Annotated in this window: 26 protein-coding genes and 1 other RNA gene; 5 read left to right on the forward strand and 22 right to left on the reverse strand. The window is 64.8% G+C overall.

Annotated elements, in window-relative coordinates; translation table 11 throughout:
* Positions 1-83: 83 nt before the first annotated feature.
* The 20 genes from ftsZ to rsmI form a co-directional block, all read right to left on the reverse strand.
* Positions 84-1,259 carry a cell division protein FtsZ gene (gene ftsZ / locus CAP2UW1_RS02835; protein WP_015765164.1) on the reverse strand — a complete coding sequence of 392 codons (1,176 nt, stop codon included), beginning with the start codon at positions 1,257-1,259 and terminating at the stop codon, positions 84-86.
* 68 nt (positions 1,260-1,327) lie between these two features.
* Positions 1,328-2,557 (reverse strand): cell division protein FtsA, encoded by a 1,230-nt coding sequence (gene ftsA / locus CAP2UW1_RS02840; protein ID WP_015765165.1) that lies wholly within the window; start codon positions 2,555-2,557, stop codon positions 1,328-1,330.
* Positions 2,554-3,306: a cell division protein FtsQ/DivIB gene (locus tag CAP2UW1_RS02845; protein WP_015765166.1), complete on the reverse strand. Its 753-nt coding sequence runs from the start codon at positions 3,304-3,306 to the stop codon at positions 2,554-2,556. The genes ftsA and CAP2UW1_RS02845 overlap by 4 nt, the downstream gene beginning before the upstream one ends.
* Positions 3,307-3,309: 3 nt before the next feature.
* Entirely contained in the window at positions 3,310-4,236 is a 927-nt protein-coding gene (locus tag CAP2UW1_RS02850; protein ID WP_015765167.1) for a D-alanine--D-alanine ligase, read from the reverse strand.
* A 9-nt stretch (positions 4,237-4,245) separates the two neighbouring features.
* Complete coding sequence (gene murC, locus CAP2UW1_RS02855; RefSeq protein ID WP_015765168.1) at positions 4,246-5,634, reverse strand: UDP-N-acetylmuramate--L-alanine ligase; 1,389 nt, start codon at positions 5,632-5,634, stop codon at positions 4,246-4,248.
* Positions 5,631-6,689, reverse strand: coding sequence for an undecaprenyldiphospho-muramoylpentapeptide beta-N-acetylglucosaminyltransferase (gene murG / locus CAP2UW1_RS02860; protein ID WP_015765169.1), 1,059 nt, complete (start codon positions 6,687-6,689; stop codon positions 5,631-5,633). The genes murC and murG overlap by 4 nt, the downstream gene beginning before the upstream one ends.
* A gap of 52 nt (positions 6,690-6,741) precedes the next feature.
* Positions 6,742-7,902, reverse strand: a complete 1,161-nt coding sequence (ftsW, locus tag CAP2UW1_RS02865; protein WP_015765170.1) for a putative lipid II flippase FtsW — start codon at positions 7,900-7,902, stop codon at positions 6,742-6,744.
* Positions 7,902-9,269 (reverse strand): UDP-N-acetylmuramoyl-L-alanine--D-glutamate ligase, encoded by a 1,368-nt coding sequence (gene murD, locus CAP2UW1_RS02870; RefSeq protein WP_015765171.1) that lies wholly within the window; start codon positions 9,267-9,269, stop codon positions 7,902-7,904. The genes ftsW and murD overlap by 1 nt, the downstream gene beginning before the upstream one ends.
* Before the next feature lies 1 nt (position 9,270).
* The gene (mraY, locus tag CAP2UW1_RS02875) at positions 9,271-10,359 is read right to left on the reverse strand and encodes a phospho-N-acetylmuramoyl-pentapeptide-transferase (protein WP_015765172.1); all 1,089 of its coding nucleotides are present in this window, start codon (positions 10,357-10,359) and stop codon (positions 9,271-9,273) included.
* Positions 10,359-11,732: a UDP-N-acetylmuramoyl-tripeptide--D-alanyl-D-alanine ligase gene (locus CAP2UW1_RS02880; protein ID WP_041568077.1), complete on the reverse strand. Its 1,374-nt coding sequence runs from the start codon at positions 11,730-11,732 to the stop codon at positions 10,359-10,361. Before CAP2UW1_RS02880 ends, mraY begins: the two co-directional genes overlap by 1 nt.
* A 5-nt stretch (positions 11,733-11,737) precedes the next feature.
* Positions 11,738-13,246, reverse strand: a complete 1,509-nt coding sequence (locus CAP2UW1_RS02885) for a UDP-N-acetylmuramoyl-L-alanyl-D-glutamate--2,6-diaminopimelate ligase (RefSeq protein WP_015765174.1) — start codon at positions 13,244-13,246, stop codon at positions 11,738-11,740.
* Positions 13,243-14,994: a peptidoglycan D,D-transpeptidase FtsI family protein gene (locus tag CAP2UW1_RS02890; protein ID WP_015765175.1), complete on the reverse strand. Its 1,752-nt coding sequence runs from the start codon at positions 14,992-14,994 to the stop codon at positions 13,243-13,245. Before CAP2UW1_RS02890 ends, CAP2UW1_RS02885 begins: the two co-directional genes overlap by 4 nt.
* Complete coding sequence (gene ftsL / locus CAP2UW1_RS02895; protein WP_015765176.1) at positions 14,991-15,269, reverse strand: cell division protein FtsL; 279 nt, start codon at positions 15,267-15,269, stop codon at positions 14,991-14,993. The genes CAP2UW1_RS02890 and ftsL overlap by 4 nt, the downstream gene beginning before the upstream one ends.
* A 1-nt stretch (position 15,270) precedes the next feature.
* Positions 15,271-16,221 carry a 16S rRNA (cytosine(1402)-N(4))-methyltransferase RsmH gene (rsmH, locus tag CAP2UW1_RS02900; protein WP_015765177.1) on the reverse strand — a complete coding sequence of 317 codons (951 nt, stop codon included), beginning with the start codon at positions 16,219-16,221 and terminating at the stop codon, positions 15,271-15,273.
* Positions 16,218-16,664 (reverse strand): division/cell wall cluster transcriptional repressor MraZ, encoded by a 447-nt coding sequence (mraZ, locus tag CAP2UW1_RS02905; RefSeq protein WP_015765178.1) that lies wholly within the window; start codon positions 16,662-16,664, stop codon positions 16,218-16,220. Before mraZ ends, rsmH begins: the two co-directional genes overlap by 4 nt.
* A 352-nt stretch (positions 16,665-17,016) precedes the next feature.
* Positions 17,017-17,389, reverse strand: an RNA gene (rnpB, locus tag CAP2UW1_RS24225) — RNase P RNA component class A.
* A 9-nt stretch (positions 17,390-17,398) separates the two neighbouring features.
* Positions 17,399-18,193, reverse strand: coding sequence for a DUF3025 domain-containing protein (locus CAP2UW1_RS02910; protein WP_015765179.1), 795 nt, complete (start codon positions 18,191-18,193; stop codon positions 17,399-17,401).
* Positions 18,190-18,648 (reverse strand): hypothetical protein, encoded by a 459-nt coding sequence (locus tag CAP2UW1_RS02915; RefSeq protein WP_015765180.1) that lies wholly within the window; start codon positions 18,646-18,648, stop codon positions 18,190-18,192. Before CAP2UW1_RS02915 ends, CAP2UW1_RS02910 begins: the two co-directional genes overlap by 4 nt.
* A 35-nt stretch (positions 18,649-18,683) precedes the next feature.
* A complete protein-coding gene (pyrC, locus tag CAP2UW1_RS02920) occupies positions 18,684-19,718 on the reverse strand; it encodes a dihydroorotase (RefSeq protein ID WP_015765181.1) in 1,035 nt (344 codons plus the stop codon).
* A 162-nt stretch (positions 19,719-19,880) separates the two neighbouring features.
* Entirely contained in the window at positions 19,881-20,750 is an 870-nt protein-coding gene (gene rsmI, locus CAP2UW1_RS02925; protein ID WP_049778509.1) for a 16S rRNA (cytidine(1402)-2'-O)-methyltransferase, read from the reverse strand.
* On the opposite strand from rsmI, the gene CAP2UW1_RS02930 reads away from it, so the two are divergent.
* Genes CAP2UW1_RS02930 through CAP2UW1_RS02945 form a run of 4 tightly spaced genes read left to right on the forward strand, consistent with a single transcriptional unit; the run spans position 20,749 to position 22,798 of the window.
* Positions 20,749-21,150, forward strand: a complete 402-nt coding sequence (locus CAP2UW1_RS02930) for a YraN family protein (protein ID WP_015765183.1) — start codon at positions 20,749-20,751, stop codon at positions 21,148-21,150. The genes rsmI and CAP2UW1_RS02930 overlap by 2 nt on opposite strands.
* The gene (locus CAP2UW1_RS02935) at positions 21,137-21,514 is read left to right on the forward strand and encodes an HIRAN domain-containing protein (RefSeq protein ID WP_015765184.1); all 378 of its coding nucleotides are present in this window, start codon (positions 21,137-21,139) and stop codon (positions 21,512-21,514) included. Before CAP2UW1_RS02930 ends, CAP2UW1_RS02935 begins: the two co-directional genes overlap by 14 nt.
* A gap of 40 nt (positions 21,515-21,554) precedes the next feature.
* A complete protein-coding gene (locus CAP2UW1_RS02940; protein WP_015765185.1) occupies positions 21,555-22,148 on the forward strand; it encodes a phosphoheptose isomerase in 594 nt (197 codons plus the stop codon).
* Positions 22,145-22,798: a BON domain-containing protein gene (locus CAP2UW1_RS02945; protein WP_015765186.1), complete on the forward strand. Its 654-nt coding sequence runs from the start codon at positions 22,145-22,147 to the stop codon at positions 22,796-22,798. Before CAP2UW1_RS02940 ends, CAP2UW1_RS02945 begins: the two co-directional genes overlap by 4 nt.
* A gap of 141 nt (positions 22,799-22,939) precedes the next feature.
* Here CAP2UW1_RS02945 and CAP2UW1_RS02950 read toward each other — a convergent pair whose 3' ends face one another.
* Positions 22,940-23,296: a dihydroneopterin aldolase gene (locus tag CAP2UW1_RS02950; RefSeq protein WP_015765187.1), complete on the reverse strand. Its 357-nt coding sequence runs from the start codon at positions 23,294-23,296 to the stop codon at positions 22,940-22,942.
* Between the two features lie 109 nt (positions 23,297-23,405).
* Between CAP2UW1_RS02950 and plsY the strand changes: the two genes are divergently transcribed.
* A complete protein-coding gene (gene plsY / locus CAP2UW1_RS02955) occupies positions 23,406-24,023 on the forward strand; it encodes a glycerol-3-phosphate 1-O-acyltransferase PlsY (RefSeq protein WP_015765188.1) in 618 nt (205 codons plus the stop codon).
* 13 nt (positions 24,024-24,036) lie between these two features.
* Here plsY and CAP2UW1_RS02960 read toward each other — a convergent pair whose 3' ends face one another.
* The gene (locus CAP2UW1_RS02960) at positions 24,037-24,543 is read right to left on the reverse strand and encodes a lysozyme (protein WP_015765189.1); all 507 of its coding nucleotides are present in this window, start codon (positions 24,541-24,543) and stop codon (positions 24,037-24,039) included.
* Between the last annotated feature and the right edge of the window lie 163 nt (positions 24,544-24,706).

Genomic DNA, 24,706 nt, shown 5'->3' on the forward strand with positions numbered 1-24,706 from the left:
ACTGTGGAATCGACGGATTCTAGCACAGCTCGAGCTGCCCCGGAACCCGCCAATTCCAGCCGAAGAGTTGCTGGCAGTGCGGCTCAGTCGGCCTGCTTGCGCAGGAACGCGGGAATGTCATAGCGATCGACACCACTGTTGGCGAGCGCTTCGACCGTTGCGCTGCGGCCCTTGCGGACGATCGCCGGAACCTGGTCGAGGCTCGAGTAGTCGATGTTCTGGCTGTGGCCGAAACGGCTGTCCGTTCCGGTTGCCTGGGTCAGCGAGCTGTTGATCACTTCAAAGGTCTGGCGTTTGGCTTGCGCCTGGCCGAGCCCGGTCGCCACCACCGTCACCCGAATGTCCTCGGCCATTCCTTCATCATAGACGGCGCCGAAGATGATGTGGGCGTCCTCAGCCGCGAAGGCGCGGACGGTATTCATCACTTCATTCACCTCCTTCATCTTCAGGGAACGGGTGGCGGTGATGTTGACCAGCACGCCCTTGGCGCCAGACAGGTTGACGCCTTCGAGAAGCGGTGAGGCGACGGCGCGCTCGGCGGCAATCCGTGCCCGGTCGACGCCGGCGGCGTTTGCCGAACCCATCATCGCCATGCCCATCTCGCCCATCACCGTACGCACGTCCTCGAAGTCGACGTTCACCAGGCCCGGGAAGTTGATGATCTCGGCAATGCCGCCGACGGCGTTGCGCAAGACGTTGTCGGCCGCCTTGAACGCCTCGTCCATCGACACGTCGTCGCCGAGAACGTCCATCAGCCGGTCGTTGAGGATGACGATCAGTGAATCGACATGTTTCTGCAATTCACCGATACCGACTTCCGCGACCTTCAACCGCTTGCCCTCGAAGCCAAAGGGTTTGGTGACCACCGCCACGGTGAGGACTCCGAGCTCGCGGGCGACTTCGGCAACGATCGGTGCGGCGCCGGTACCCGTGCCGCCGCCCATGCCGGCGGTGATGAAGACCATGTGGGCGCCCCTGAGCGATTCGGCGATCGCTTCGCGTTCTTCCATTGCTGCGCTGCGGCCGGCTTCGGGTTTGGCTCCGGCACCCAGCCCGGTCTTGCCCAACTGCAGTTTCTGAACGGCAATGCTGCGGCCGAGCGCCTGGGAGTCCGTATTGGCGGCGATGAAGTCCACGCCGTTGACGCCTTCCCGGATCATGTGATCGACGGCGTTGCCACCGGCGCCGCCGATGCCGATCACCTTGATCACCGTATCCATATCGCCCGATCCCTGCTCTGTGTCGATAATTTCAAACATTGTCGTCTCCTCTGCAAAAAGCTTGTTGATAACTGGGGGAAAGTTGTTGACTGCTACCTGTCATCGGATCAGAAATTCTTTTCAAACCATGACTTCATGCGCCCGAATACCTGTTTCACGTCTCGCGTCTCGCGTACTTTCAGGCCGCGCTTGCGTTGTGTCTGCGCCTCGAGCAAGAGACCGCAGGCGGTAGCGAAGCGGGGGCTCTGCACCACGTCGGCCAGGGCGCCCTGATACTTGGGAACGCCCAGACGTACCGGCATGTGAAAGATCTCCTCGCCAAGTTCGATCATTCCCGGCATCACCGAGGCCCCGCCGGTGAGCACGATGCCCGACGACAGTACGTCCTCGAAGCCCGAGCGGCGCAACTCCGCCTGAATCAGCTCGAAGAGTTCCTCGACGCGCGGCTGGATCACATCCGCGAGCGCGCGCCGCGATAGCTTGCGCGACGGGCGATCGTCGACACCGGCAACGTCGAGCACCTCTTCCGGGTCGGCCAGATGGGCTACCGCGCAACCATAGGTGCGCTTGATGTCTTCCGCCTCGCGCGTTGGCGTACGCAGAGCCATCGCGATGTCGTTGGTGATCTGGTCGCCGGCGATCGGGATCACCGAGGTGTACCGGATCGCGCCCTGCGTCCAGACCGCCAGGTCGGTGGTGCCACCGCCGATGTCGATCAGGCAGATCCCGAGGTCCTTCTCGTCCTCCGAAAGGACGGCCCGGCTCGAGGCGAGCGGCTGCAACACGAGGTCGTTGACCTCCAGGCCGCAACGGCGTACGCACTTGACGATGTTCTGGGCCGCCGAGACGGCGCCGGTGACGATGTGTACCTTCACCTCGAGGCGAAAGCCGCTCATGCCGATCGGCTCACGGATGCCGTCCTGGTCGTCGATGATGAATTCCTGGGTCAGGATGTGCAGGATTTCCTGATCGGCTGGAATCGGCATTGCGCGCGCGGTTTCGATCACCCGCTCGACGTCCATCGTCGTGACTTCCTTGTCCTTGATGGCGACCATGCCGTTGGAGTTGAAACTGCGGATGTGGCTACCGGCGATGCCGGTATACACGTCACGAACCTTGCAGTCGGCCATCAGTTCCACTTCCTGCAGCACGCGCGAGATGGTGGCGACGGTCTCCTCGATGTTGACCACGACGCCCTTCTTCAGTCCCTTGGATTCCTGCGACCCCATGCCGATCACATTCACTCGCCCCTCGGGTGTGAGCTCGGCGACCAGTGCGACGATTTTCGATGTGCCGATGTCGAGTCCGACAATCAGATCCTTGCTATCCCTGCTCATTTCTTTCCTTTGACTTCTTGAACCGCACTGGCCGGAAAGCGCAGCGCGAAACCGTTCGGATACCGCATGTCCACCGCTATCGGCCGCCCATGGCGTGTTTCCGACAGGCTCGGATAGTACTCGACGAAGCGCTGCAGGCGGACGCGGATCGGCGCTTTCGCCTGCTCGCGACCCAACTCAACCAGCATTCCATTCTCCATCTTCAACAGCCACGCCAGCCGCGGCGACAAGGCCACGTGCGCCGGCAGGACACCGACTGGCTTCAACAACTGCGCAAACTCCGCGTAACGACGGAGAACCTCGCCGGCCGACCCGGTCGGGCCACTGAGCCGGGGTAGCGGTTGCTCGCGCGTCAGCGGGGCAGAGAAGACCTCGCCGAAGGTGTTGACCAGTTCCCCTTGTCCATCGCCCCAATGCGCAGCCGCCTGCTGTTCCTCGATGCGGACCTCGATGCGTGCCGGCCATTTGCGCCACACCTCGGCACGACGCACCCATGGCAACTGCTCGAGAGACAGGCGAATCGCTTCCGGACTGACCGTGAAGAAGTTGCCGTGCAGCAGCGCCGACAGCACTTGTTGCACATCGCTGTGCCGAACCTCGCGCAACTCGTGCGTCACCAGCACCTCGTTCAGCGGAAAGAGCCGCAAGCGCGGTGCTCCCCAGATCACTGCGGCAACCAGCAAGGCGACTCCGCCGGCCAGCAAGAGCAGGTCGGAAACGGCTGTCATCAAGCGCGGTTTGTGCCACATTGCTCATCCCAGCGTGGCAAGTGCCAGTATGCGGACGACCAGATCGTCGTAGCTCATGCCTGCGGCGCGCGCTGCCATGGGCACCAGCGAGTGGTCGGTCATTCCTGGCGAGGTATTCACTTCGAGAAAGTAGGCTGCACCGCCGCCAGCCGCTGCCGCCTGGTCGAGCAGGAAGTCGACGCGTCCCCAGCCGCGGCCCCCAAGGACGCGAAAAGCGTCCAGCGCCTGTTGGCGAAGTTCGCTCTCACGGGTTTCCGTGAGGCCACAAGGGCAGCGGTAGGCGGTGTCGTCACGCAGGTACTTGGCTTCGTAGTCGTAGAATTCGTTGCTCGGCTCGATCTTGATGATCGGCAGCGCCGCGTTGCCCAGGATGGCGACGGTGTATTCGCCGCCCAGGATCGCGCGTTCGGCGATCACCAGCGAGTCGTGGCGGGCGGCTTCGGCGCGCGCCGCTGCCAGTTCTCCCGGGCGTTTGACTTTCGTGATACCGATCGACGAGCCTTCGCAGGCCGGCTTGACAAACAGTGGCAGCCCGAGAGCCGCTTCCACGGCGGCGAGGTCGGTCGCGTCGTCGAGCATGAGATAAGGTGGAACCGGCAGGCCGGCGGCCTGCCAGAGCAACTTCGTTCGCCATTTGTCCATCCCCAGCGCGGAAGCCATGACGCCGCTGCCAGTGTAGGGAATGCCCATCAATTCAAGCGCGCCCTGGATGGTGCCGTCCTCGCCGTAGCGTCCATGCAATGCAATGAAGGCCCGCGCGAAGCCCGCCAGGTCGTCGAGCTGCCGCTCTGCCGGATCGAACGCGTGCGCGTCGACACCCTGGCGCCGCAAGGCCGCCAGAACGCGAGAACCACTGTTCAGCGACACCTCGCGTTCGGCGGAGCGGCCGCCGAAGAGTACTGCCACCTTTCCGAAGTCGCGTACGTTCATCATTTCATCCTAGCAGGCGAGAAGCTTGCCGGGAATACCGCCGATCGAACCGGCGCCCATCGTGATGACCACATCGCCGTCACGGACGATATCCAGGATTGCCTGCGGCACGTCGCCGATGCTCTCGACGAAGACCGGCTCCACCTTGCCGGCGACGCGCAAGGCGCGGGCCAGCGCCCGACCGTCGGCGGCAACGATCGGTTGCTCGCTGGCGGCATAGACTTCGGTCAATACCAGTGCGTCGACGCCGCTGAGGACCTTCACGAAATCCTCGAAACGGTCGCGTGTGCGGGTATAGCGGTGCGGCTGGAAGGCCAGCAACAGGCGACGACCGGGAAAGGCGCCACGCGCGGCGGTGAGGGTCGCGCTCATTTCGACCGGATGATGTCCGTAGTCGTCGACCAGGGTGAAGCAACCACCATCGGCGAGTGCGATCTCTCCGTAGCGCTGGAAGCGCCGACCGACACCACGGAAATCCGTCAGCGCCTTCAGGATCGCGTCATCGGCGACGCCTACCTCACTGGCGACGGCGATTGCCGCCAGCGCATTGAGCACATTGTGTCGTCCGGGCAGGTTGAGGGTGACCGGCAGGCGACTGACTGAGCCGTTGACCCGCACACAATCGAAACGCATCTGGCCGCCTTCGGCCGTCACATTCTCGGCGTAGAAGTTGGCTGCCGGGTCGAGACCGTAGGTGACGATCTGTTTGCTGACCTGCGGCATGATTTCACGGACGTTGGCGTCATCGGCGCAGAGCACGGCGACGCCGTAGAAGGGCAGTCGTTGCAGGAATTCGACGAAAGCCTGCTTGAGGCGGTTGAAATCGTGGCCGTAGGTCTCCATGTGGTCGGCATCGATATTGGTAACCACCGAGATCACTGGCGACAAAAAAAGGAAAGAGGCGTCGGACTCGTCGGCCTCGGCTACCAGAAAATCGCCGGAGCCGAGGCAGGCATTGGCCCCGGCGGCGTTGAGCCGGCCACCGATGACGAAAGTCGGGTCCATGCCGCCGGCGGCGAGAATCGACGCCACCAGACTGGTCGTCGTCGTCTTGCCGTGCGTGCCGGCGACAGCGATCCCCTGCTTGAGCCGCATCAGCTCGGCCAGCATCTGAGCCCTTGGGACGACGGGCACCTGGCGACTGCGCGCGGCGATGACTTCGGGGTTGTCGGCCCTTACCGCCGAGGAGACGACGACCGCGTCCGCGCCGTTGACGTTCGCCGCGGCATGTCCGATCACGGTACGCACGCCGAGCGCCGCGAGGCGCCGGGTAGCGGAGTTGTCGGCGAGATCCGAACCGCTGACCACGAAGCCCAGGTTGGCCAACACCTCGGCGATGCCGCTCATCCCGGCACCGCCTATGCCCACGAAGTGGATGTTCTTGACTTTGTGTTTCACTTCGCGAGCTCCTCGCACATTCGCGCCACTTCCTCGGTGGCTTCCGGTCTGGCCATCTCGCGCGCCTTTTCGGCCATTGCGCGCAGCTGACCGACAGGGGTGTGGCAGAGCCGGCTGATCGTCTCCGGCGTCAATTCCGCCTGCGGCAGCAGGACGGCTCCGCCAGCCAGTGACAGAAACCGGGCGTTGGCCGTCTGATGGTCGTCGACGGCGTATGGAAACGGCACCAATACGCTCGCCACACCGGTCGCCGCAAGTTCAGCGACGGTCAGAGCCCCGGCCCGGCAGATGACCAGGTCCGCCCATTCGTAGGCCCCGGCCATGTCTTCGATGAACGCGGCGCAGTGCGCCTGCACCCCGGCCGCGGCATAGTTGTGCTGCAGTGCCTCCAGGTGCTTTTCGCCGGCCTGATGGACAACCTGGGGCCGCGCGTCGGCATCGATCAGCGCCAGACCCCGGGGAACGACGTCGTTCAGCGCACTCGCCCCCTGGCTGCCGCCGAGGACGAGCAAACGAACCGGCCCCTGGCGATCGGCGAGACGCGTTGTCGGTGGCGGCAGCCGGGTCATTTCCGGACGCAGCGGATTGCCGACCCAGATGCCTTTCGGGAGGACATCGGGAAAACCGCAGGCCACCCGGTCGGCGACTCGCGCGAGCACGCGGTTGGCCAGGCCGGCAATCGAATTCTGCTCATGGATGAGCAGTGGGCAACCGAGCAGCGCTGCCATCATGCCACCCGGGAAGCTCACGTAGCCACCCATGCCGAGGACGACATCCGGGCTGACCCGGCGGATTTCCCGCCGCGCCTGCCAGCATGCCGAGAACAGGTGAAAGGGTAGCAGCAGCTTGCGCAAGAGGCCTTTGCCGCGCAAAGCAGCAAAGCGCACCCAGGCCATTTCGTAGCCGCGTGCCGGGACGAGCCTGGCCTCCATACCGTCGGGCGCTCCCATCCAGACGACCTTCCAGTCGCGGCTCCTGAGCAGGTCGGCCACCGCGAGGCCAGGAAATACGTGGCCGCCGGTACCTCCCGCCATGACCAGCAGGGTCTTGCTCACGAGTCACCTCCGGTGGGCGCCGGCGCCAGCAGTCGGCAAGCGCAGACCCTCCTCATACCTTGGCTCCCCGCATCAACTGGCGATTCTCCCAATCGATTCTCAGGAGTACGGCCACCGCCACGCAGTTGGCGAGAATTCCCGAGCCGCCAAAACTCATCAGGGGCAGTGTCAGGCCCTTGGTCGGCAGCAGCCCCGTGTTGACGCCCATGTTGATGAAGCCCTGCACGCCCATCCACACGCCTATCCCTTGCGCCACCAGGGCCGAGTAGAGGCGGTCGAGGGCGACTGCCTGACGGCCGATCGCGAAGGCGCGCTGGATCAGGAGGCCGAACAGCACGATCACGGTCAGAACACCGACAAAGCCCAGTTCTTCGGCAATGACGGCGAGCAGGAAGTCGGTATGCGCCTCCGGCAGGTAGAAGAGCTTTTCGACGCTCGCGCCGAGACCGACGCCGAGCAACTCGCCCCGGCCGAACGCGATCAGCGCGTGCGACAGCTGATAGCCACGACCGAAAGCGTCAGCCCAGGGGTCCATGAAGCCGAAGATACGATCGCGGCGGTAGGGGGAAATGATGATCAGCGCGGCGAAAGCAGCCACCAGCACGAAAATCAGCACGACGAAAAGGCGAGCGCGCATGCCGCCGAGGAAAAGAATGCCCATGGCAATGGCAATGATCACCACAAAGGCGCCGAAGTCGGGTTCCTTGAGCAGCAGGATACCCACGGCTACCATCGCACTGGCCAGTGGCAGGAACGCTCTCTTCAGGTCATGCATGTGCGGCATCTTGCGGCTGGTGTAGTCCGCGGCATAGAGAACGGCAAACAGCTTCATCAACTCGGACGGCTGCAGATTGACGATGCCCAGGGGTAGCCAGCGGCGCGCGCCATTCACCTCGCGACCGATACCCGGAATCAGCACCAGCGCCAGCAGCAGGGAGCCGCCGACGAAAAGCCACGGCGACCACTGTTGCCACGTTGACAGGGGCACCTGGAAAGCCACGGCGGCGGCCACCAGGCCGATGGCCAGAAAAACGGCATGGCGAACCAGGAAGTAGGCAGGCTGATTGCCGGTCAGGCGTCCCGCTTCGGCCGTGGCCATCGATGCCGAGTAGACCATGACCATGCCGATGACGAGCAGCGCCAGGGTGCTCCAGAGGAGTGCCAGGTCGATTTCCGCAGGCAGGCGACGCGGTGCGTCGAGGGCTCGCAACATCAGGCGGCCTCCCTTTCGATGCGACGAACGGCGTCGACAAATGCTTCGGCGCGGTGCTCGTAGTTGCGATACATGTCCATGCTGGCGCAGGCTGGCGAGAGCAGCACGGCGTCACCCGCGCGCGCCTGGGCAGCACACCAGCGTACGGCTTCGGCCATGTCGACGCAATGCTGCAGTGGAACCTGGCAGCCCTCCAGGATGGCGGCCATCGCCAGCGCGTCGCGCCCGATCAGCGCGGCCGCGCGCGCATGCGCGTCCAGTGCCGGCCGCAGGGGCGCGAAATCCTGCCCCTTGCCATCGCCGCCAAGGATGATCGCCACTGGCCGGCCCAGGCCCTGCAGCGCGGCCAGTGTGGCGCCGACATTGGTGCCTTTCGAATCGTCGAAGTAGGCAACGCCGTCAATCTCGGCAACCCATTCGACGCGATGCGCAAGACCCTTGAACGCCACGAGGGCCGGCAGCACGCTGGCCAGATCAATGCCTGCCGCCTCGCACAAGGCGAGCGCGGCCATGGCGTTGGCGGCGTTGTGACTACCGACCAGTTGAAGTTCGCTGCAGGCGACCAGCCGGTCATCGCCGCGCACGATCCAGCCGTCCACGACTCCGTAGTCGCACGGGCGGGGCGGCGGATTGAGGCCGAAGGTCACCATCCGGCGGCCGGGGCGTCCTGCCGCCAGGCTGCGAGCGTCGTCGCGGTTGAGGACCATGACGCCGTTGCCCTGGAAAATACGCGCCTTGCTGGCCGTGTAGTCGTCCATGTCCAGATAGCGGTCGAGGTGGTCCTCGCAGAGATTGAGCAGGGCGGCGGCGTCGGCAGCCAGGGAATGCGTTGTTTCGAGCTGAAAGCTGGACAGTTCGAGGACCCAAAGCTCGGGTAGGCTTCTTCCATCGATGGCGCTCATCAGCGCGTCGAGTGCCGCCGGGCCGATGTTGCCGGCAACCGCCGTCCGGCGGCCGGCCGCCCGGCACAGGGCGCCGACCAGGGCGGTGGTCGTCGTCTTGCCGTTGCTGCCGGTGATCGCAATCACTCTGGCCCGCGGCGTCAGTCCGCCGATTCCCCAGGCGAACAGCTCGATCTCGGAGACCAGCGGCACGCCACGGGCCACCGCCGCCTGAACGAGTGCTTCCTGTACCGGCACGCCGGGGGAAATCGCGATCAGATCAACGCCGGCGAAAGCCTCCGCGGTGAATGGACCGACGCACAGATCTGCAGCAGGTACCGCGGCACGCAGCGCGTCGGCCTGCGGCGGCGCCGGACGACTGTCGGCGACGCGCACGTGCGCGTCCTGCCGCGCCAGCCAGCGGGCCATTGCCAGGCCGCTTTCGCCGAGGCCGATGACGAGGATCAGTTTGCCGGCAAGTTCCATCTCAGCGCAGTTTCAGGGTGGACAGACCGACCAGCACCAGCATGATGGTGATGATCCAGAAGCGGACGACGACTTGCGTCTCTTTCCAGCCGCCCAGCTCGAAGTGGTGGTGCAGCGGTGCCATGCGGAAGATTCGCCGGCCACCCGTGAACTTGTAGTAAAGCACCTGCGCGGCGACCGACAGCGTTTCGGCGACGAAGATACCACCCATGATCGCCAGCACGATCTCCTGGCGCACGATGATCGCGACCGTGCCGAGGGCTGCGCCGAGCGCCAATGCCCCGACGTCGCCCATGAAGACTTCCGCCGGATAGGCGTTGAACCAGAGAAAGCCGAGGCCGGCACCCGCGATCGCACCGAGGAAGATGGCCAGTTCGCCGGCGCCCGGGATGTACGGCAGGAGCAGATACTTGGCATACACGGAATTGCCGGCAACATAGGCGAAAATGGCCAGCGCCGCGGCGATCATGACCGTCGGCATGATCGCCAGACCATCTAGGCCATCGGTGAGGTTGACCGCATTGCTGGTGCCGACGACGACCAGATAGCTCAGGACAATGAAGCCGAAGATTCCGAGCGGATAGGAGACGGTCTTGAAGAAGGGAACGATCAATTCCAGTTGTGCCGGGCCGGTGGCCGTCAGCCCCAGGTAGAGCGCTACCGTGAGACCGATCACCGACTGCCAGATGTATTTCCAGCGGGCCGGCAAGCCGCGTGGGTTGCGGTGCACGACCTTCTGCCAGTCGTCATACCAGCCGATGCCGCCGAAGCCAAGCGTGACGATCAGGACGATCCACACGTAGCGGTTGGTGAGGTCACCCCAGAGGAGCGTCGTGGTGGCGATGGCGATCAGGATCAGCGCGCCGCCCATGGTCGGCGTTCCGGACTTGACGAGGTGGGTTTGCGGGCCGTCGTTGCGCACCGCCTGACCGATCTTCTTGGCGGCCAGCCAGCGGATCACGCCAGGGCCGGCAATGAAGGAAATGATCAGCGCCGTCATCGCCGCGAGCACCGTGCGCAGGGTGATGTAATTGAAGACATTGAAGGCGCGCACTTCCTGTGCCAGCCATTGGGCGAGCAGCAGCAACATCACTCGCCCTCCGCGGCTGAGGGAACGGCAAGCGCGTCGGCGACACGTTCCATGCGCATGAAGCGCGATCCCTTGACGAGGACGGTCGTCTCCGGCGTCAGTTCCGCGGTCAGGCTCGCGACCAGACGGTCGATGCTGTGGTGATGTTCGCCGCCGCTCCCGAAGTTGTGGGCGGCCAGCGCACTCGCCTCACCCAGCGCCAGCAGAAGATCGATTCCCTGGCTCTTGGCGTAACCACCGATCTCGTCATGAAACTGAGCGCTCATTTCCCCGATTTCACCCATGTCGCCGAGTACCAGTATCTTCTTGCCAATCGTTGCCGCGAGGACGTCGATTCCCGCGCGTACGGAGTCGGGATTGGCGTTGTAGGTGTCGTCGAGCAGCACGGCGCCATGCAAGGCGGTCCGCCGCTGCAGGCGCCCCTTGAGTCCGCGAAAGGCGCTCAGGCCGGCCTGTACCGCGGTGAGAGAAATCCCGGCGGCCAGCGCGGCCGTCGCCGCGGCCAGGGCATTGCGGGCATTGTGCTGCCCCGGCAGCGCCAGCACGACGTCGGCCTGGCCATCCGGCGCGAACAGGCTGAGGCGGCTTTCCAGTCCGTGCAGATGAAACTTCCCGGTGACGTCCGCGGCCTGTTCGAAGCCGAAAGTCATCATCCTCAGGCCACGGCACTGGCTACGCCACAGCTTGGCCCAGGGGTCATCGGCATTGAACACCGCCACGCCGGTTTCATCGAGACCCGTGTAGATGCTGCCCTTTTCGGCAGCAATCGCTTCCAGTGAGCCCATGCCGGCGAGGTGCGCACGCTGCGCATTGGTCACCAGCGCGACCGTCGGGCGGGCGATGCCGGCCAGATACGCGATCTCGCCCGGATGATTCATCCCTAACTCGATGATCGCCGCGCGATGCGTCGCGTTCAGCCTGAGCAGGGTCAGCGGCAGGCCGATGTCGTTGTTGAAGTTGCCCTGCGTGGCGAGCACCGCCTCGCCGTAGGCGGCCTTCAGGATACTGGCGATCATCTCCTTGGTCGTCGTCTTGCCGTTGCTGCCGGTCACGGCCAGCAGCGGCAGCGCAAACCGGCCTCGCCAGTCGGCGGCCAGGGCGCCCAGCGACAGTCGCGTCTCGGCGACCTGGACGAGTGGCAACGACAGCGCCTGCAGACCCTCTGCGGCGTCGGTCGCGACGATCGCTGCGGCGGCGCCACGGGCTTTGGCCGCTGCGACGTAGTCGTGACCATCGAAGTTCTCGCCGCGCAGGGCGACGAACAACTCGCCCGCGGCAATGCTGCGGGAGTCGGTCGATACCCCGGAGAAGGTGGCGTTTGCACCGAGGACCTTGCCGGCGGTGGCGCGGGCGGCAGCAAGAAGATCCATCATCGCGCTCACTGGGCCGGTTCCTGGCGGTCGGCCAGCGCGGCGCGCGCCTGCGCGCCGTCCGAGAACGGACGCCGGACGCCGGCGATTTCCTGGTACGGCTCGTGCCCCTTGCCGGCGATCAGGACAACGTCGGCGGGATGTGCCGCAAGCAAGGTGCGACGAATCGCTTCGCCGCGATCGGCGATGACCAGCGCCGTCGGCGCCCCGGCGAGAATGTCCGCGAGGATGGCGTGCTCGTTTTCGCTGCGTGGATTGTCGCTGGTCAACACGACGCGATCGGCGTGGCGGGCGGCAACCGCTGCCATCAGGGGTCGCTTGCCGCGATCCCGATCGCCGCCACAGCCGAAGATGACGACCAGACCGGCGCCGCGCGCATTGGCCACCGGGCGCAGCGCCATGAGGGCACTTTCCAGGGCATCGGGGGTATGCGCGTAGTCGACGATCACCAACGGCTCGTTGTGGCCGCCGATCTTTTCGAGACGACCCGGCGGCGAGCTCAACTGCGCGAAACGTTCCGCGACGGCCTTGGGCGTCAGGCCGGCGTCGATCAGCACGGCGGCAACCGCCAGCAGGTTGGAGACGTTGTAGCGGCCGAGCAGCCCGCTCTCGACGAGGGCACGACCGTTGGGCGCGCAGAGACGAAAACGCAGCCCGTCGATCGTTTCCTCGATGTTCTCGGCCCGGATCGTCCCTTGCCGGTCGTCGGCGCCTGCCTGCTGCGTATAGCCGATGACCTTGGTCGCGGTGCTCAGGGCGGCCAGTTCACGCCCGAAGGGATCATCGAGATTGCTCACCGCCAGGCGCAGTCTTGGCCAGGCAAAGAGTCTTGCCTTGGCCTGCGCATAGGCGGCCATCGTTGCGTGGTAATCCAGGTGATCGCGGGTGAGGTTGGTAAACACCGCTACGTCGACGCGGGCCCCGTCGAGGCGCCCCTCGGCAATGCCGATCGAACTGGCCTCGAGCGCACATGCCTGGGCATCGTCATGGGCAAAGCTGGCCAGATAGCGCATCAGGGTCGTCGCTGCCGGCGTGGTGAAACCGGTTTCCACCAACTGGCCGGGCATACCTGCGCCCAGCGTGCCAATCACGGCGCAGCGGCGCGGGTGGGTGGCGGCAATCCACTGGCTGACGCTGGTCTTGCCGTTGGTACCGGTGACGGCGATCAGCGACAGGCGCTCGCTCGGTCGCCCGTAGATGGCGTTGGCCAGAGGCCCGCAAAGCTCTCGCAAGCCAGCCACCGCGAGATTGGCGACCTGCCATGTGCGGTTCCAGGCAAAATCAGGCGTGCCGGCCGGAGCCGGTTCCCAGAAGACGGCAACGGCGCCGTTGGCAATTGCCTCGGCGATGTAGCGGCGACCGTCGGCCACATCGCCGGGGTAGGCCAGGAAGAGGTCGCCCGGGCGCACTTGGCGGCTGTCGTCGGTCACCCCACCGGGTACGACGCCGAGGGTTGCCAGCCGCTGCAGGGCGGCCGTATCGGCCTCGCTACGCGCAGGACTTGCCACGGCCCTCACAGTCTGGCCTTGCTTGTCGGGGTCTTCGGGCTTTGCGCGACGACCAGCGGCGCGTCCGGCGCAATCCCGAGCGTGCGCAGGGAACTGCCCATCACCGAGGCAAACACGGGCGCCGCGACATCGCCGCCGTAGTGCTTGCCGGCGCTCGGCTCGTCGATCATCACCGCGACGATCAGGCGCGGATCCGAGGCTGGTGCAAAACCGACGAAGGAGGATACATACTTGTTCGCGTAGCGGCCGCCGGCAAGTTTGTGCGCGGTGCCGGTCTTGCCGGCAACACGGTAGCCGGGGATCTGCGCTTTCGGAGCCGTGCCGCCGGGCAGGACGGCCATTTCGAGCATGGCGCGAACTTCGCGTGCCGTCTTCGGGCTGAACACGCTGGCGCCGTGGGGCAGCGAAGAGTCTGCCCGCGTCAGCGACAGCGGCACCAGGTCGCCGTCGCGCGCAAATACCGAATAGGCGCGCGCCAACTGAATCAGCGAAACCGAAATACCGTGGCCGTAGGCCATCGTTGCCTGCTCGATCGGACGCCAGTTTTTCCATGGCCTTAGCCGGCCGCTGACTTCGCCGGGGAAGCCGAGGCGCGGCAGCTGTCCGAAGCCGACGTCGTCGAACATCTCCCACATCTTCTGATAGGGCAGCATGGCGGCGATCTTGGCTGCACCGACGTTCGACGACTTCTGGATCACCTCGGCGACCGACAGCGCGCCGTGCGGGTGGGCGTCGGAGATCGTCGCGTTGCCGATGGTCAGGCGGCCCGGTGCGCAGTTGATGATGGTATCCGAGCGGACCTTGCCGTTCTCCAGCCCCAGGGCGATCGTGAACGGCTTCAGGGTCGAGCCTGGCTCGAAGGTGTCGGTGACCGCACGATTGCGCAGTTGGCTGCCGGACAGGTTCTCGCGATTGTTCGGGTTATAGGTTGGCCAGTTGGCCAGTGCCAGGATCTCGCCGGTCCGGACGTCGAGCACGACGACCCCGCCGGCCTTGGCGTTGTTGTCGGCGATGGCCTGCTTCAACTGACTGTAGGCCAGATACTGGATCTTCGAGTCGAGCGCCAGACGAATGTCCTTGCCGTCCTGCGGCGGCTTGATCGAACCGACATCTTCGACAATTTGCCCGCGGCGGTCCTTGATGACGCTGCGGCTACCCGGCTCGCCCAGCAATTGGCCGTGAAAGGCAAGCTCGACGCCCTCCAGTCCCTTGTCGTCAACGCCGGTGAAACCCACCATGTGGGCGGTCATTTCTCCGGTCGGATAGAAGCGGCGATACTCCTTGTTCTGGCCGATGCCGGGAAGCTTCAGCGCGGCGACCTGCTCGGCCACCGGGGGCGGTATCTGGCGACGCAGGAAGACGAAAGTCTTCTCGGTGTCGAGCTTGCGTGACAGCTGCTTGGGGTCCGTTTCGAGCAGGGCGGCCAATTGCTTGCTCTGCTCGCTGGTCAGTGTCGTGGCGGGCGGAATCGCCCAGATCGACTTCATCGGCGTCGAGATGGCCAGCACGTCGCCATGGCGGTCGGCAATCCGTCCACGCGAGGCGCTGATCTCGATGTCGCGCCGGTAACGCGACTCGCCCTTTTCCTGCAGGAAATCGTTGTTGAGGATCTGCAGATAGAACGCGCGGCCAATCAACACCGCGAAAGAGCCGAGGATCATCAAGGCCATCAGTCGCGACCGCCAGGGCGGCAGGCTGAGTTGCAGCAGCGGACTCTCGGCAAACTTGTGTGCCACCTTTCCCTTGAAGCGCATCATCGTGGAAGCCCTCCAGCCGGCGTCAAGGTGGTCACCTTCTCTGTTTCCGGCGTACGCATCTTGAGCTTTTCGCGAGCAATCTTTTCGATCCGCGGTGCGGTTCCCCAGGTCGAAAGCTCGAGCTGCAGCTGCCCGAACTCGACCTCGAGCTGGCGCGCCCGCTCCTGCTCCACCTCGAGTGCCTGGAAGAGCTTGCGCGCCTTGTGCTGCGACGTCACCACGCCGAGGCCACAGACGACGGCAGCAATCAGGAGGAACACGTTCAGGCGAACCATCTCAGGCGGCCTTTCTGGCCAGCTTCTCGGCGACGCGCATGATCGCGCTGCGCGCCCGCGGGTTGGCCGCAATCTCGGCGGCGCTCGCTCTGACCGGCTTGCCGATCAGACGAAGTCGCGGCGGCGGCAGATCCGCCGCGCGCAGAGGCAGCTTTCGCGGCAAACGGTCAGGCGCCGCCTCGTCGCGCAGGAAGCGTTTGACGATTCGGTCTTCGAGCGAGTGGAAGCTGATGACCACCAGGCGCCCTCCTGCCTTGAGCACGGTCATGGCCTGCGGCAGCACTAGCGCGAGTTGTTCGAGTTCTTGATTGATATGAATCCGTAGAGCTTGAAAGGTACGCGTCGCCGCGTCCTGGCCGGGCTCACGGGTCCGCACGGTCTGGCGTACGAGCGCGGCCAGCTCCCCCGTGGTTGCAACCGACCGCTCTCCCCGAGCAGCCACAATCTTCTTTGCAATCTGGAAAGCAAACCGTTCTTCACCATAGTTCCTAATGACCTCCGTGATCTCCTGCTCGCTGGCTCGTCCTAGCCATTGCGCTGCTGTCTCGCCCTGCGTCGTGTCCATGCGCATGTCGAGCGGCGCGTCGCCACGAAAGCTGAAGCCCCGCGCGTGCTCATCGAGTTGCGGCGACGAGACACCAATATCGAGCAGCACGCCGTCGATGCCCTGCTCGACTGCGCAGCCCGCTCGCCGCAGTGCGTCCGCCAGATCGCCGAAGCGCTCATGCATTACCAGCAGTCGCGCATCCGTTTCGCCACTGGCCATGGCCACCGCCTGCGGGTCACGGTCGAAGGCCAGCAGGCGACCACCCGTACCCAGGCGCTGCAGGATGGCCCGACTATGCCCGCCACGCCCGAAGGTGCCGTCCACGTAAGTTCCTGCCGGTTTGATGGCCAGGGCCTCCACCGCCTCCTGCAACAGAACGGTCTGGTGCGGCGACTCCTGGCTCACAGTGCCAGGTCCTCGAGGTCTGCGGGCAACAACTGGTCGCCGAGCGCGAAGACCGCTTCCTGCTGCTGCTGCCAGCCCGCGTCTGACCAGATCTCGAAGTGACTGCCCTGACCGACCAGCCAGACCTGTTTATCGAGTTGCGCAAACTGGCGCAACTCCGGTGCGATCAGGAGGCGGCCTGTCGCGTCCATTTCCTCTTCACGGGCGTGACCGACCAGCAAGCGCTTGATCAATGCCGATCGCGGATTGAGGCTCGAGGCCGCCAGGACCTTGTCGCGAATCGGTTCCCATGCCGTCTCGGGGTAGAGCAGCAGGCAGCGATGCGGATGCGCAGTAAGCACCAGTCTCCCTTCGGAGGCCGAGACGAGCGGCTCCCGATGGCGCGCCGGAACGGCGATCCTGCCTTTGGCATCCAGACTTAACGCAGCCGCACCCTGAAACATCACAACAAATCGTCCCTTGCACTCTTGGGCGAGGAAGGCAAATGCCCCCACTTTCTACCACTAATATCCACTTTAAGACAAAGAGTCTGGCAAAGCAATAGGTCTGCACCGGATTTTTCCAATGACGACAAGCACTTATGCGTGATTCGCGAACTGCCGCTAAAATAAGTTAAGTTTAAAAAACAATGAGTAACAGGCGGTGTTAAAAGTAGCTTCTTATGATTGACGGCTGGGCCTGTGCGCAAGGGGCATGCGAGGGCCATGGGCTGGCGGCTGGCGGCCCGGGCGGAGTCGAATTGGCGGGAGAACGAGGTGAAGAGTCGGCAGCGATCGCTGCCGACGGGCGGGGAAGGTGGGAAGCCGGCCGATAAGCCGGGTTCTGTCGTGGACAGCCATTCCTCTAGGCGTACTGTTGCCAGCACGCTCAAGCAGCCTACCCGGAAGCAGCGCGAGCCACGCCCACGCTTCCCTATTTGGCCTTGCTCCAGATGGGGTTTGCCGTGCCGTTCGTGTTACCACGAACGCGGTGAGCTCTTACCTCGCCGTTTCACCCTTACCTGCTCTGGTCAGTTGCCTGAGCCAGGACATCGGCGGTCTGTTTTCTGTTGCACTTTCCGTCACCTCGCGGTGCCCGGTCGTTAACCGGCATCCTGCTCTGTGGAGCCCGGACTTTCCTCTCGGCGCCAGGTTTTCACCTCTTGCCCAGCGGCTGCCTGGCCGACTTCCCAAGCGGATTATACGCCCCGTCTGCTGCGACCCGGCCGGAATTGCCAGCGGTCGGCGTAGTAGGCGGGGTTCTCGCTATCGGGCGTGACGCCTGGCAGGCCAAGCAAGGGCAGCGGGTGAAAGGCGCGCGGATCCCGGTGGTCACCGGCAGCCAGTTCGCTGGACAGGCGCTGGTCGAGGTCGGTCAGTTGTGCTGCCAGCGGCCGGCGGAACCAGTCTTCGGTCGCCTCGTAGAGCACGCCCTTGGCCGTCAGGCCGCGAAACGGCTGCAGCAGTTGCTCGTAGGTCGCATGGCCGAAGACGAAGCAGCGCAGCGACCGACCGAGATCAAGCCGGCGCTCCCAGAACAATTTCTGCCATTGGAAGCCGCGCAGCAGGGCCAGCAGCGAAGGATCGGAAGCGACGACGATGACGCCGCATTCGTCGAAGTGCGTCATCGCGTCGCGATCGTGACCGCGGCCGCTGCGGCCTGGGGTAGCGTCCGCCGCCAGCGCCTCGACATGACGCGCGTTGAGCACCGCTTTGGCGTGCGGAAACGTCAGCCAGACGAGTGCATTGAAGAAATCGTGCCAGTTGTCGGGGCGTGTAGCCACTTCGCCACGTGTCCAGATGCGCGTTTCGTAGTCGAGGCCATCGGTCGCTGGCGGCAGGAAAGAGACGCGCCGGCCACTACGCGTCTGCACGCGGTGCGTCGAACTCAGGACGGCGAGGGCAGCGAGGTCGGGCGCAAATGCAATCCGCTCGAGCAGCGGCGATAGTGGGGCGAACAGGCCGCCCGGCGAAGGAAAGCCTCGTTGGCTCACTGTGCCGCAGGCGCGGCCGCTTGGTTTGCCGTTTCGCCCTGCGCTGCGGCGACGAAGGTCAGGGTGCCATTGCGCATCTGGAAACTTCCCTGCAGCGGGCCCATGCCGCCCTCCGGGTCGCCTTCGAGCTTGGCAAAGCCTTCACAGGTGCGCGTTTCGACGACAAACAGGCGTTTTCCCTGCTTGAGAATCCAGGCGTCGTTACCCGGTGCATACACCTCGACCTTGCTCTCGCTGCCGGCGGATCCGAGTTCGTGCCGACGCTGGCACTCGGGCATGCGGGCGGCGACGATCGAGTAGCGGGCGGTCTTGTCCCAGAAGAAATTCTGCACGCGAATCAGCGTCAGCGAATGCTGGGGCGATCCGAACTCCAGGGCCGCCCGCTGGTCGGAACAGGCCGCCAGTATTGGCAACATGAGCAGCAGAAGCAGGGGCAACAGGGTGTTCCGCGGCACGGCGAGTCTCCTCAAACGAATTCCGACGCGTGATCTCAGCCGAGCATCTTCCAGTGCAACAGTTCGCCGGCGCGCAAAGGCACCAGTGTGTCGTCGCCGAGGTAGGGAAAGGCTTCCGGTGTCAGCCAATCGCATCTTTCCAGCGTCACCTTGCCGGTATTGCGCGGCAAGCCATAAAAATCGGCGCCATTGAAACTGGCGAAGGCCTCGAAACGATCCAGCGCGCCGTTCGACGCGAAGGCTTCGGCGTAGAGTTCGAGCGCCGCGTGTGCCGTATAGCAGCCGGCACAGCCGCACGCGGTTTCCTTTGCTGTCCTTGCATGCGGTGCGGAATCGGTGCCGAGGAAGTACTTCTCGCTGCCCGAAGTGGCCGCACGCAGCAGGGCCAGTCGATGCTGCTCGCGCTTGAGGACCGGCAGGCAGTAGTAATGCGGCTGGATACCGCCGGCAAAGATCGCGTTGCGGTTGTAGAGCAGGTGGTGCGCGGTGATCGTTGCTGCGACGGTGGGTCCACAAGCGGCGACGAAATCGGCGGCGTCGCTGGTCGTGATGTGCTCGAAGACGACTTTCAGCGCCGGGTGACGCGCCAGCAGGGGCTGCAGCACGCGCTCGATGAAAATCTTCTCGCGGTCGAAGACGTCGCTCGCCGGGTCGGTCGCTTCGCCGTGCACGAGTAGCGGCAAGCCGAGCTTTTCCATCTCGGCAAGCACCGCCGAACAGTGGTCGAGATCGGTGACTCCCGAGTCGGAGTTGGTCGTTGCTCCGGCCGGGTACAGCTTGATCGCGTGCACGAAATCACACTCCGCGGCACACCGGATCTCGTCGACCGGCGTCCTGTCGGTCAGGTACAGCGTCATCAACGGTTCGAACGCCATTCCCGGCGGCAAAGCGGCCAGGATGCGCGCACGATAGTCACCGGCGGCGGCGACGGTCGTCACCGGCGGGCGCAGATTGGGCATGACGATGGCCCGCGCGAACTGGCGCGCCGTATGCGGCAGGACGGCGGCCAGCGCCTCGCCATCGCGTAGATGGAGGTGCCAGTCGTCCGGACGGGTGATCGTGATCTGCATGCTCGAGCCCGGCAAAGGTGATGGACGAATTCTAGATGATTTCGACGCTGGTCAGCGCGCCGGCGCGCGCCGCACCGCGCTGCGTCGTGCCCGGCGTCTGCGAGACGCGGCTTGCGGTGTGGAAGGAGTCCGGTGATGTTTGGGATGGCGAATGGGTAGCGACTAGGTGGCGCTTTCCTCGTCGTCGCCGGGCACGGGGCGCGCCCGCAACGCCATTTGATACAGGGTCTTCTTCCCCGCACCGGTGATGGCCTGCGCCAGTCGCGCCGCCTGACTGACAGGCAGCCCCTCGTCGAGCAGCAAGGCCAACACCCGCTCGCCCTCGGCGTTGTCCGTCGCGGCCGGCGCGCCGGAGACGAGGACCACAAACTCGCCGCGCTGCCGGTCGGCATCCGCCAGCAGCCAGTCGTGTGCTTCGCCGAGCCGACACGAATGAATGCTCTCGAACAGTTTGGTCAGTTCGCGCGCCAGGACCACCGTTCGCGCCGGTCCAAAGGCAGCGGCCAGCGCAGCGACGCTGTCGAGGATGCGATGCGGCGCCTCGTAGAAGACCAGTGCCCAGGGCAGTGGGGCCAGTTCACGCAGGACCTGCGCACGTTGCCCCGCCTTGGTCGGCAGAAAGCCGTAGAAGAGGAAGTGGGTTTCGCTGAGGCCCGCGGCCGACAGCGCGACGATCGCCGCGCAGGCGCCGGGCAGAGGAACGACGCGATGGCCAGCGGCGCGCACGCGCGCCACCAGGCGCGCACCCGGATCGGATATCGCCGGTGTACCGGCATCGACGACCAGCGCCACGGATTCGCCAGCCGAGAGTCGCGCCATGACCTGTTCGGCAGCGCTCTCCTCGTTGTGCTGGTGTGCCGCCAGCAGACGCGCACGCGACCCGTAATGTTTCAGCAGGGGCGCGCTGTGGCGCGTGTCCTCGGCGGCTACCCAGGGCACCCGGCGCAGGACCTCGATCGCCCGCGCCGTCATGTCGCCGAGATGGCCGAGCGGGGTGGCAACCACATATAATGCGGTGGATTCTTCTGTCATGGCGATCAGCTGGCAAATGAGCGGCAACGATAGCACGACCGGGCAAGCCCGACATCGCGTCAGTGATGGCATGATCGCTGAGGACCTGGCTGCGCGTTTCCTCGAGCGACAAGGTCTGCGGGTGTTGGCGCGCAATTATCGCTGCCGGGGCGGTGAGGTCGATCTGATCTGCCGCGAACGACGCGTGCTGGTTTTCGTCGAAGTGCGCCTGCGCCGCAACGCCAGCTATGGCGGTGCGGCCGCCAGCATCACCGCGCGCAAACAAGGTCGTATCGTCCTCGCCGCGCAGCATTATCTGACCATGCACGCGCTTGGTGAGGCCGACTGCCGCTTCGACTGCATCTTGCTCGATGGCTTGTCCGAAGCCGCCGTCGAATGGTTGCGTGATGCGTTTTGCTAGGCTTGCCCTGGCTCTCGGGTTGCTGCTGGGCATAAGCGCATCGGCTGCCGCCGAGACGGTGAAGATTCTCGTACAAAGTTCACCGCTCGCCGGCAGCCAGTTCTACGCCGTAGCGGAGGTGTGGCCGCAGATCCGGCTCGGCGATCGCCTGACCCTGATTCGCGAGCCCGAAAACCGCCATGACCGCAAGGCGGTCCGCGTCGAATGGCAGGGTCGTCAGCTCGGCTATGTGCCGCGCGCCGAGAACCGTGCCGTCGCCAGAGCGCTCGACGATGGCGAGAAGCTCGAGGCTCGGGTTTCGCGCCTGCGCGAGGATCCCGATCCCTGGCGCCGTGTCGAGTTCGAGGTATTCCTGATTCTCTGATGGTAGAATCCGGCCACTTCCCATCCCCGAACCCCAATCCATGGACTTGATCAAGCGTGTCAGCGAGCATTTTCGGGATAGCGCACAGACCAAGCTCGACGCCATCGAACTACTGGCTCTGCCGATTGCGCAGGCGATCGAGGCAATGGTCGGCAGCCTTCTCAACAACGGCAAGATCCTCGCCTGCGGCAATGGCGGTTCGGCCGCCGACGCGCAGCACCTCGCCGCCGAACTGGTCGGCCGCTTCGAGGTGGAGCGCCACGAACTGGCGGCGATTGCGTTGACCACCGACACCTCGATCATCTCGGCCATCGCCAACGACTACGGCTACAGAATGGTGTTCGCCAAGCAGGTGCGCGCACTCGGCCAGCCCGGAGATGTCCTGCTGGCGATCTCGACTTCGGGGAACTCGCCAAACGTCATCGAAGCGATCGCTGCCGCGCACGCCAACGATCTGCGCGTCGTCGCGCTGACCGGCAAGGGCGGCGGTGCCATCGCCGATATCCTGCAAGAGACGGACGTCCACATCTGCGTTCCTGCCGAGCGCACATCGCGCATTCAGGAGACGCATCTGCTCACCATCCACTGCCTTTGCGATGGAATTGATTGCCTGCTCATGGGAGTTGAAGAATGAGAAAAGCTCTTGCCGCCAGTCTGCTTCTCGGCGCCACCGCGCTGCCGATGCTGCAGGGCTGCCTGCCGGTCGTCGCCGCCAGCGCGGTTAGCGGTGGTGCCTTGGCGACCCTGGATCGTCGATCACTCGGGACGCAGACCGACGATGAAACCGTCGAATGGAAAGCCAGCTCGCGTGTCGGCGAGAAGTTCAGCGACAACGTGCATCTGAACTTCACCAGCTACAACCGCAGGGTGCTCGTTACTGGCGAGGTGCCGTCCGAAGAGGTCAAGGGAGAAATCGAACGTATCGTTGCCGGCATACCTCAGGTGCAGGGCGTGTACAACGAACTCGCCGTTGCCCCGGTGACCTCATTCTCGACGCGCAGCAACGATTCCTACATCACGACGCGCGTGAAGAGCCGCTTCGTCGACTCGGGCAAGTTCAGCGCGGTGCACGTCAAGGTGGTAACCGAGGCGAGCGTCGTCTATCTTCTCGGTCTGGTGACCCAGCGCGAAGCGGACTCGGCGATCCAGGTGGCGCGAACGACGAGTGACGTGAAGAAGGTCGTCAACCTGCTCGAAATCATTTCCGACGCCAAGGCCAGAGAACTCGATGTGCGCATGCCGGAGCAGCGCCCACCAGCGCCGCCTGCCAGCGGCGGGGGCTGACAGCGCGGCAGTAGGCGGCTAGCGGCCGCGCGGCGCGCGAGCTGCCGCAACGCCGCGTTCTCCGAGCCTGTCTGGATGCGCCAGGGCATTTGCCTGGCGAGTTCCCACCGACATGCCGCGGGGCGACGACCGGACCCCGAATCACGCTGCCGCGCCGCGCTCGATGACGACGCCGACGCGCTGCACGCCGCGCATCATGCCGAGCTTGGCAATCGAGACGCGCACCCAGGTGGCACCGAACTCCTCGAGCAGCAAGGTGGCCACGTATTCGGCAAGGCGTTCGAGGAGATTGAAGTGTCTGGCGGCGAGTTCGGCACGCAGGCGGTCCACCACCACCGCGTAGTCGATCGTATCGCGAATGTCGTCACTAGCGCCGGCGCTGGCCGTCGAGGTGCCGATCCGCAGCGAGATTTCTATCGTCTGGGGCATCGCTTTTTCGCGCGGGTAGATGCCGATCAGCGTGGAGGCGCGAAGGTCGTCGATGAAAATGATGTCCATGCGGGAGGGCGTCGTGTCGGTGTAGAATGGGCCGTCGGGCGCGAAATCCCCAGTGACGACAATCCTGGCATTCTAACCCAGAGGCCCATCAACCACCCGTTTACACCGGATGCCACCGTTGCTGATCACCCTTGCCGCCATTCTCGCGGCCTACCTCCTGGGTTCCATTCCCTTCGCGCTGGTCGCCAGCCGCGTTTTCGGCCTTGCCGACCCGCGCAGCTACGGTTCGAAGAACCCCGGCGCGACTAACGTTTTGCGCAGTGGCCACAAGGGCGCGGCGATATTCACCCTGATCGGCGATGTGGCCAAGGGCTGGCTGGCCGTCTTCTTGGCCAGCCGCTACGGACCGGAGTACGGTCTGGCTTCCGCCACGGTCGGACTCGTCGCCCTGGCCGTCTTTTTCGGCCACCTGTACCCCGTGTTCCTCGCCTTCAAAGGGGGCAAGGGCGTGGCCACGGCTGCCGGCGTGCTGCTGGCGATCGACCCCTGGCTGGGCCTGGCGACGCTGGCCACCTGGCTGTTCATCGCGCTGGTGCTGCGCTATTCGTCGCTGGCCGCTCTCGTCGCCGCCACGGCAGCCCCGGTCTATGCCTTCATGCTATGGGGAAACAACGGCATGGTGGTCACCGTCGGCATCATCGCCATGGCCCTGGTTGGCAAGCACTGGCCAAACCTGCAACGCCTGATGGCGGGTAGCGAGCCGAAGATCGGCTCGCGCAAGGGCTGAGTCAGGACCTGAGTCAGGACAGGAAGAGCTGTCGTTCGGCTTCGCGGCGCCGCGTAAGTCCCGCCAGGACTTTTCCGCCGCCCTTGTTCCACTTGGCAAACTCGTTGGCGGCCCCGGCGTAGTCCTTGGCATTGAGTTTTTTCAGGAGCGACGAATTCTTCAGCGCCGTACTGCCCACATTGAAGGCAAAACTCACCAGAGCGGCGAATTGGTTGTCCGACATGGTCACCTTTACCAGAGAAGCCACGTCGCGACAGGTGTTCAGTAGGTCGGCGCGCAACAGGTCCTCGACCTCCTGGGTCGTCAGGCCGCTCGGATACAGCGCCGCAGCTCTCGCCCGCGCGGCCTCGCCTCTGAGAAACGCGTTCTGAAAACGGATCGCATGCCCGTAGCCGATCGTCCATATGCCCACGGGATCGATATAGGGGTCGTAGTTGGGGGTCGTCTTGTTGCCATCGACGATTCCCTCGAAGCGTTTGATCAGGTCGATTCCCTGCTGATTGATGGCGCGTATGGACATGGTCTTCTCCTTGAGCAAAGCAGTGAAGCACGAAAGGTCGGCAGCTTCCCGTGTGCCGCCAGGACACTCGGAGCAACTCGCCGGTCCCGCTTACGGCCTCGGCGAGCGTCCATGTCGCCAGCCAGCGGCGACTTTACTCGGAAAAGTCTAGTTGCCGGGTCAG

The organism is Candidatus Accumulibacter phosphatis (assembly GCF_000024165.1).
In the GTDB taxonomy this organism is placed as follows: Bacteria; Pseudomonadota; Gammaproteobacteria; order Burkholderiales; family Rhodocyclaceae; genus Accumulibacter; species Accumulibacter phosphatis.

What these genes read in the sequence shown, in the direction of transcription:
- ftsZ (WP_015765164.1), bottom strand. Translation starts at nt 1,259, where the DNA reads ATGTTTGAAATTATCGACACAGAGCAGGGATCGGGCGATATGGATACG.
- ftsA (WP_015765165.1), bottom strand. Translation starts at nt 2,557, where the DNA reads ATGAGCAGGGATAGCAAGGATCTGATTGTCGGACTCGACATCGGCACA.
- CAP2UW1_RS02845 (WP_015765166.1), bottom strand. Translation starts at nt 3,306, where the DNA reads ATGTGGCACAAACCGCGCTTGATGACAGCCGTTTCCGACCTGCTCTTG.
- CAP2UW1_RS02850 (WP_015765167.1), bottom strand. Translation starts at nt 4,236, where the DNA reads ATGAACGTACGCGACTTCGGAAAGGTGGCAGTACTCTTCGGCGGCCGC.
- ftsW (WP_015765170.1), bottom strand. Translation starts at nt 7,902, where the DNA reads ATGTTGCGAGCCCTCGACGCACCGCGTCGCCTGCCTGCGGAAATCGAC.
- murD (WP_015765171.1), bottom strand. Translation starts at nt 9,269, where the DNA reads ATGGAACTTGCCGGCAAACTGATCCTCGTCATCGGCCTCGGCGAAAGC.
- mraY (WP_015765172.1), bottom strand. Translation starts at nt 10,359, where the DNA reads ATGTTGCTGCTGCTCGCCCAATGGCTGGCACAGGAAGTGCGCGCCTTC.
- CAP2UW1_RS02880 (WP_041568077.1), bottom strand. Translation starts at nt 11,732, where the DNA reads ATGATGGATCTTCTTGCTGCCGCCCGCGCCACCGCCGGCAAGGTCCTC.
- CAP2UW1_RS02890 (WP_015765175.1), bottom strand. Translation starts at nt 14,994, where the DNA reads ATGATGCGCTTCAAGGGAAAGGTGGCACACAAGTTTGCCGAGAGTCCG.
- ftsL (WP_015765176.1), bottom strand. Translation starts at nt 15,269, where the DNA reads ATGGTTCGCCTGAACGTGTTCCTCCTGATTGCTGCCGTCGTCTGTGGC.
- mraZ (WP_015765178.1), bottom strand. Translation starts at nt 16,664, where the DNA reads ATGTTTCAGGGTGCGGCTGCGTTAAGTCTGGATGCCAAAGGCAGGATC.
- pyrC (WP_015765181.1), bottom strand. Translation starts at nt 19,718, where the DNA reads ATGCAGATCACGATCACCCGTCCGGACGACTGGCACCTCCATCTACGC.
- CAP2UW1_RS02930 (WP_015765183.1), top strand. Translation starts at nt 20,749, where the DNA reads ATGGCGATCAGCTGGCAAATGAGCGGCAACGATAGCACGACCGGGCAA.
- rsmI (WP_049778509.1), bottom strand. Translation starts at nt 20,750, where the DNA reads ATGACAGAAGAATCCACCGCATTATATGTGGTTGCCACCCCGCTCGGC.
- CAP2UW1_RS02935 (WP_015765184.1), top strand. Translation starts at nt 21,137, where the DNA reads ATGCGTTTTGCTAGGCTTGCCCTGGCTCTCGGGTTGCTGCTGGGCATA.
- CAP2UW1_RS02940 (WP_015765185.1), top strand. Translation starts at nt 21,555, where the DNA reads ATGGACTTGATCAAGCGTGTCAGCGAGCATTTTCGGGATAGCGCACAG.
- CAP2UW1_RS02945 (WP_015765186.1), top strand. Translation starts at nt 22,145, where the DNA reads ATGAGAAAAGCTCTTGCCGCCAGTCTGCTTCTCGGCGCCACCGCGCTG.
- CAP2UW1_RS02950 (WP_015765187.1), bottom strand. Translation starts at nt 23,296, where the DNA reads ATGGACATCATTTTCATCGACGACCTTCGCGCCTCCACGCTGATCGGC.
- plsY (WP_015765188.1), top strand. Translation starts at nt 23,406, where the DNA reads ATGCCACCGTTGCTGATCACCCTTGCCGCCATTCTCGCGGCCTACCTC.
- CAP2UW1_RS02960 (WP_015765189.1), bottom strand. Translation starts at nt 24,543, where the DNA reads ATGTCCATACGCGCCATCAATCAGCAGGGAATCGACCTGATCAAACGC.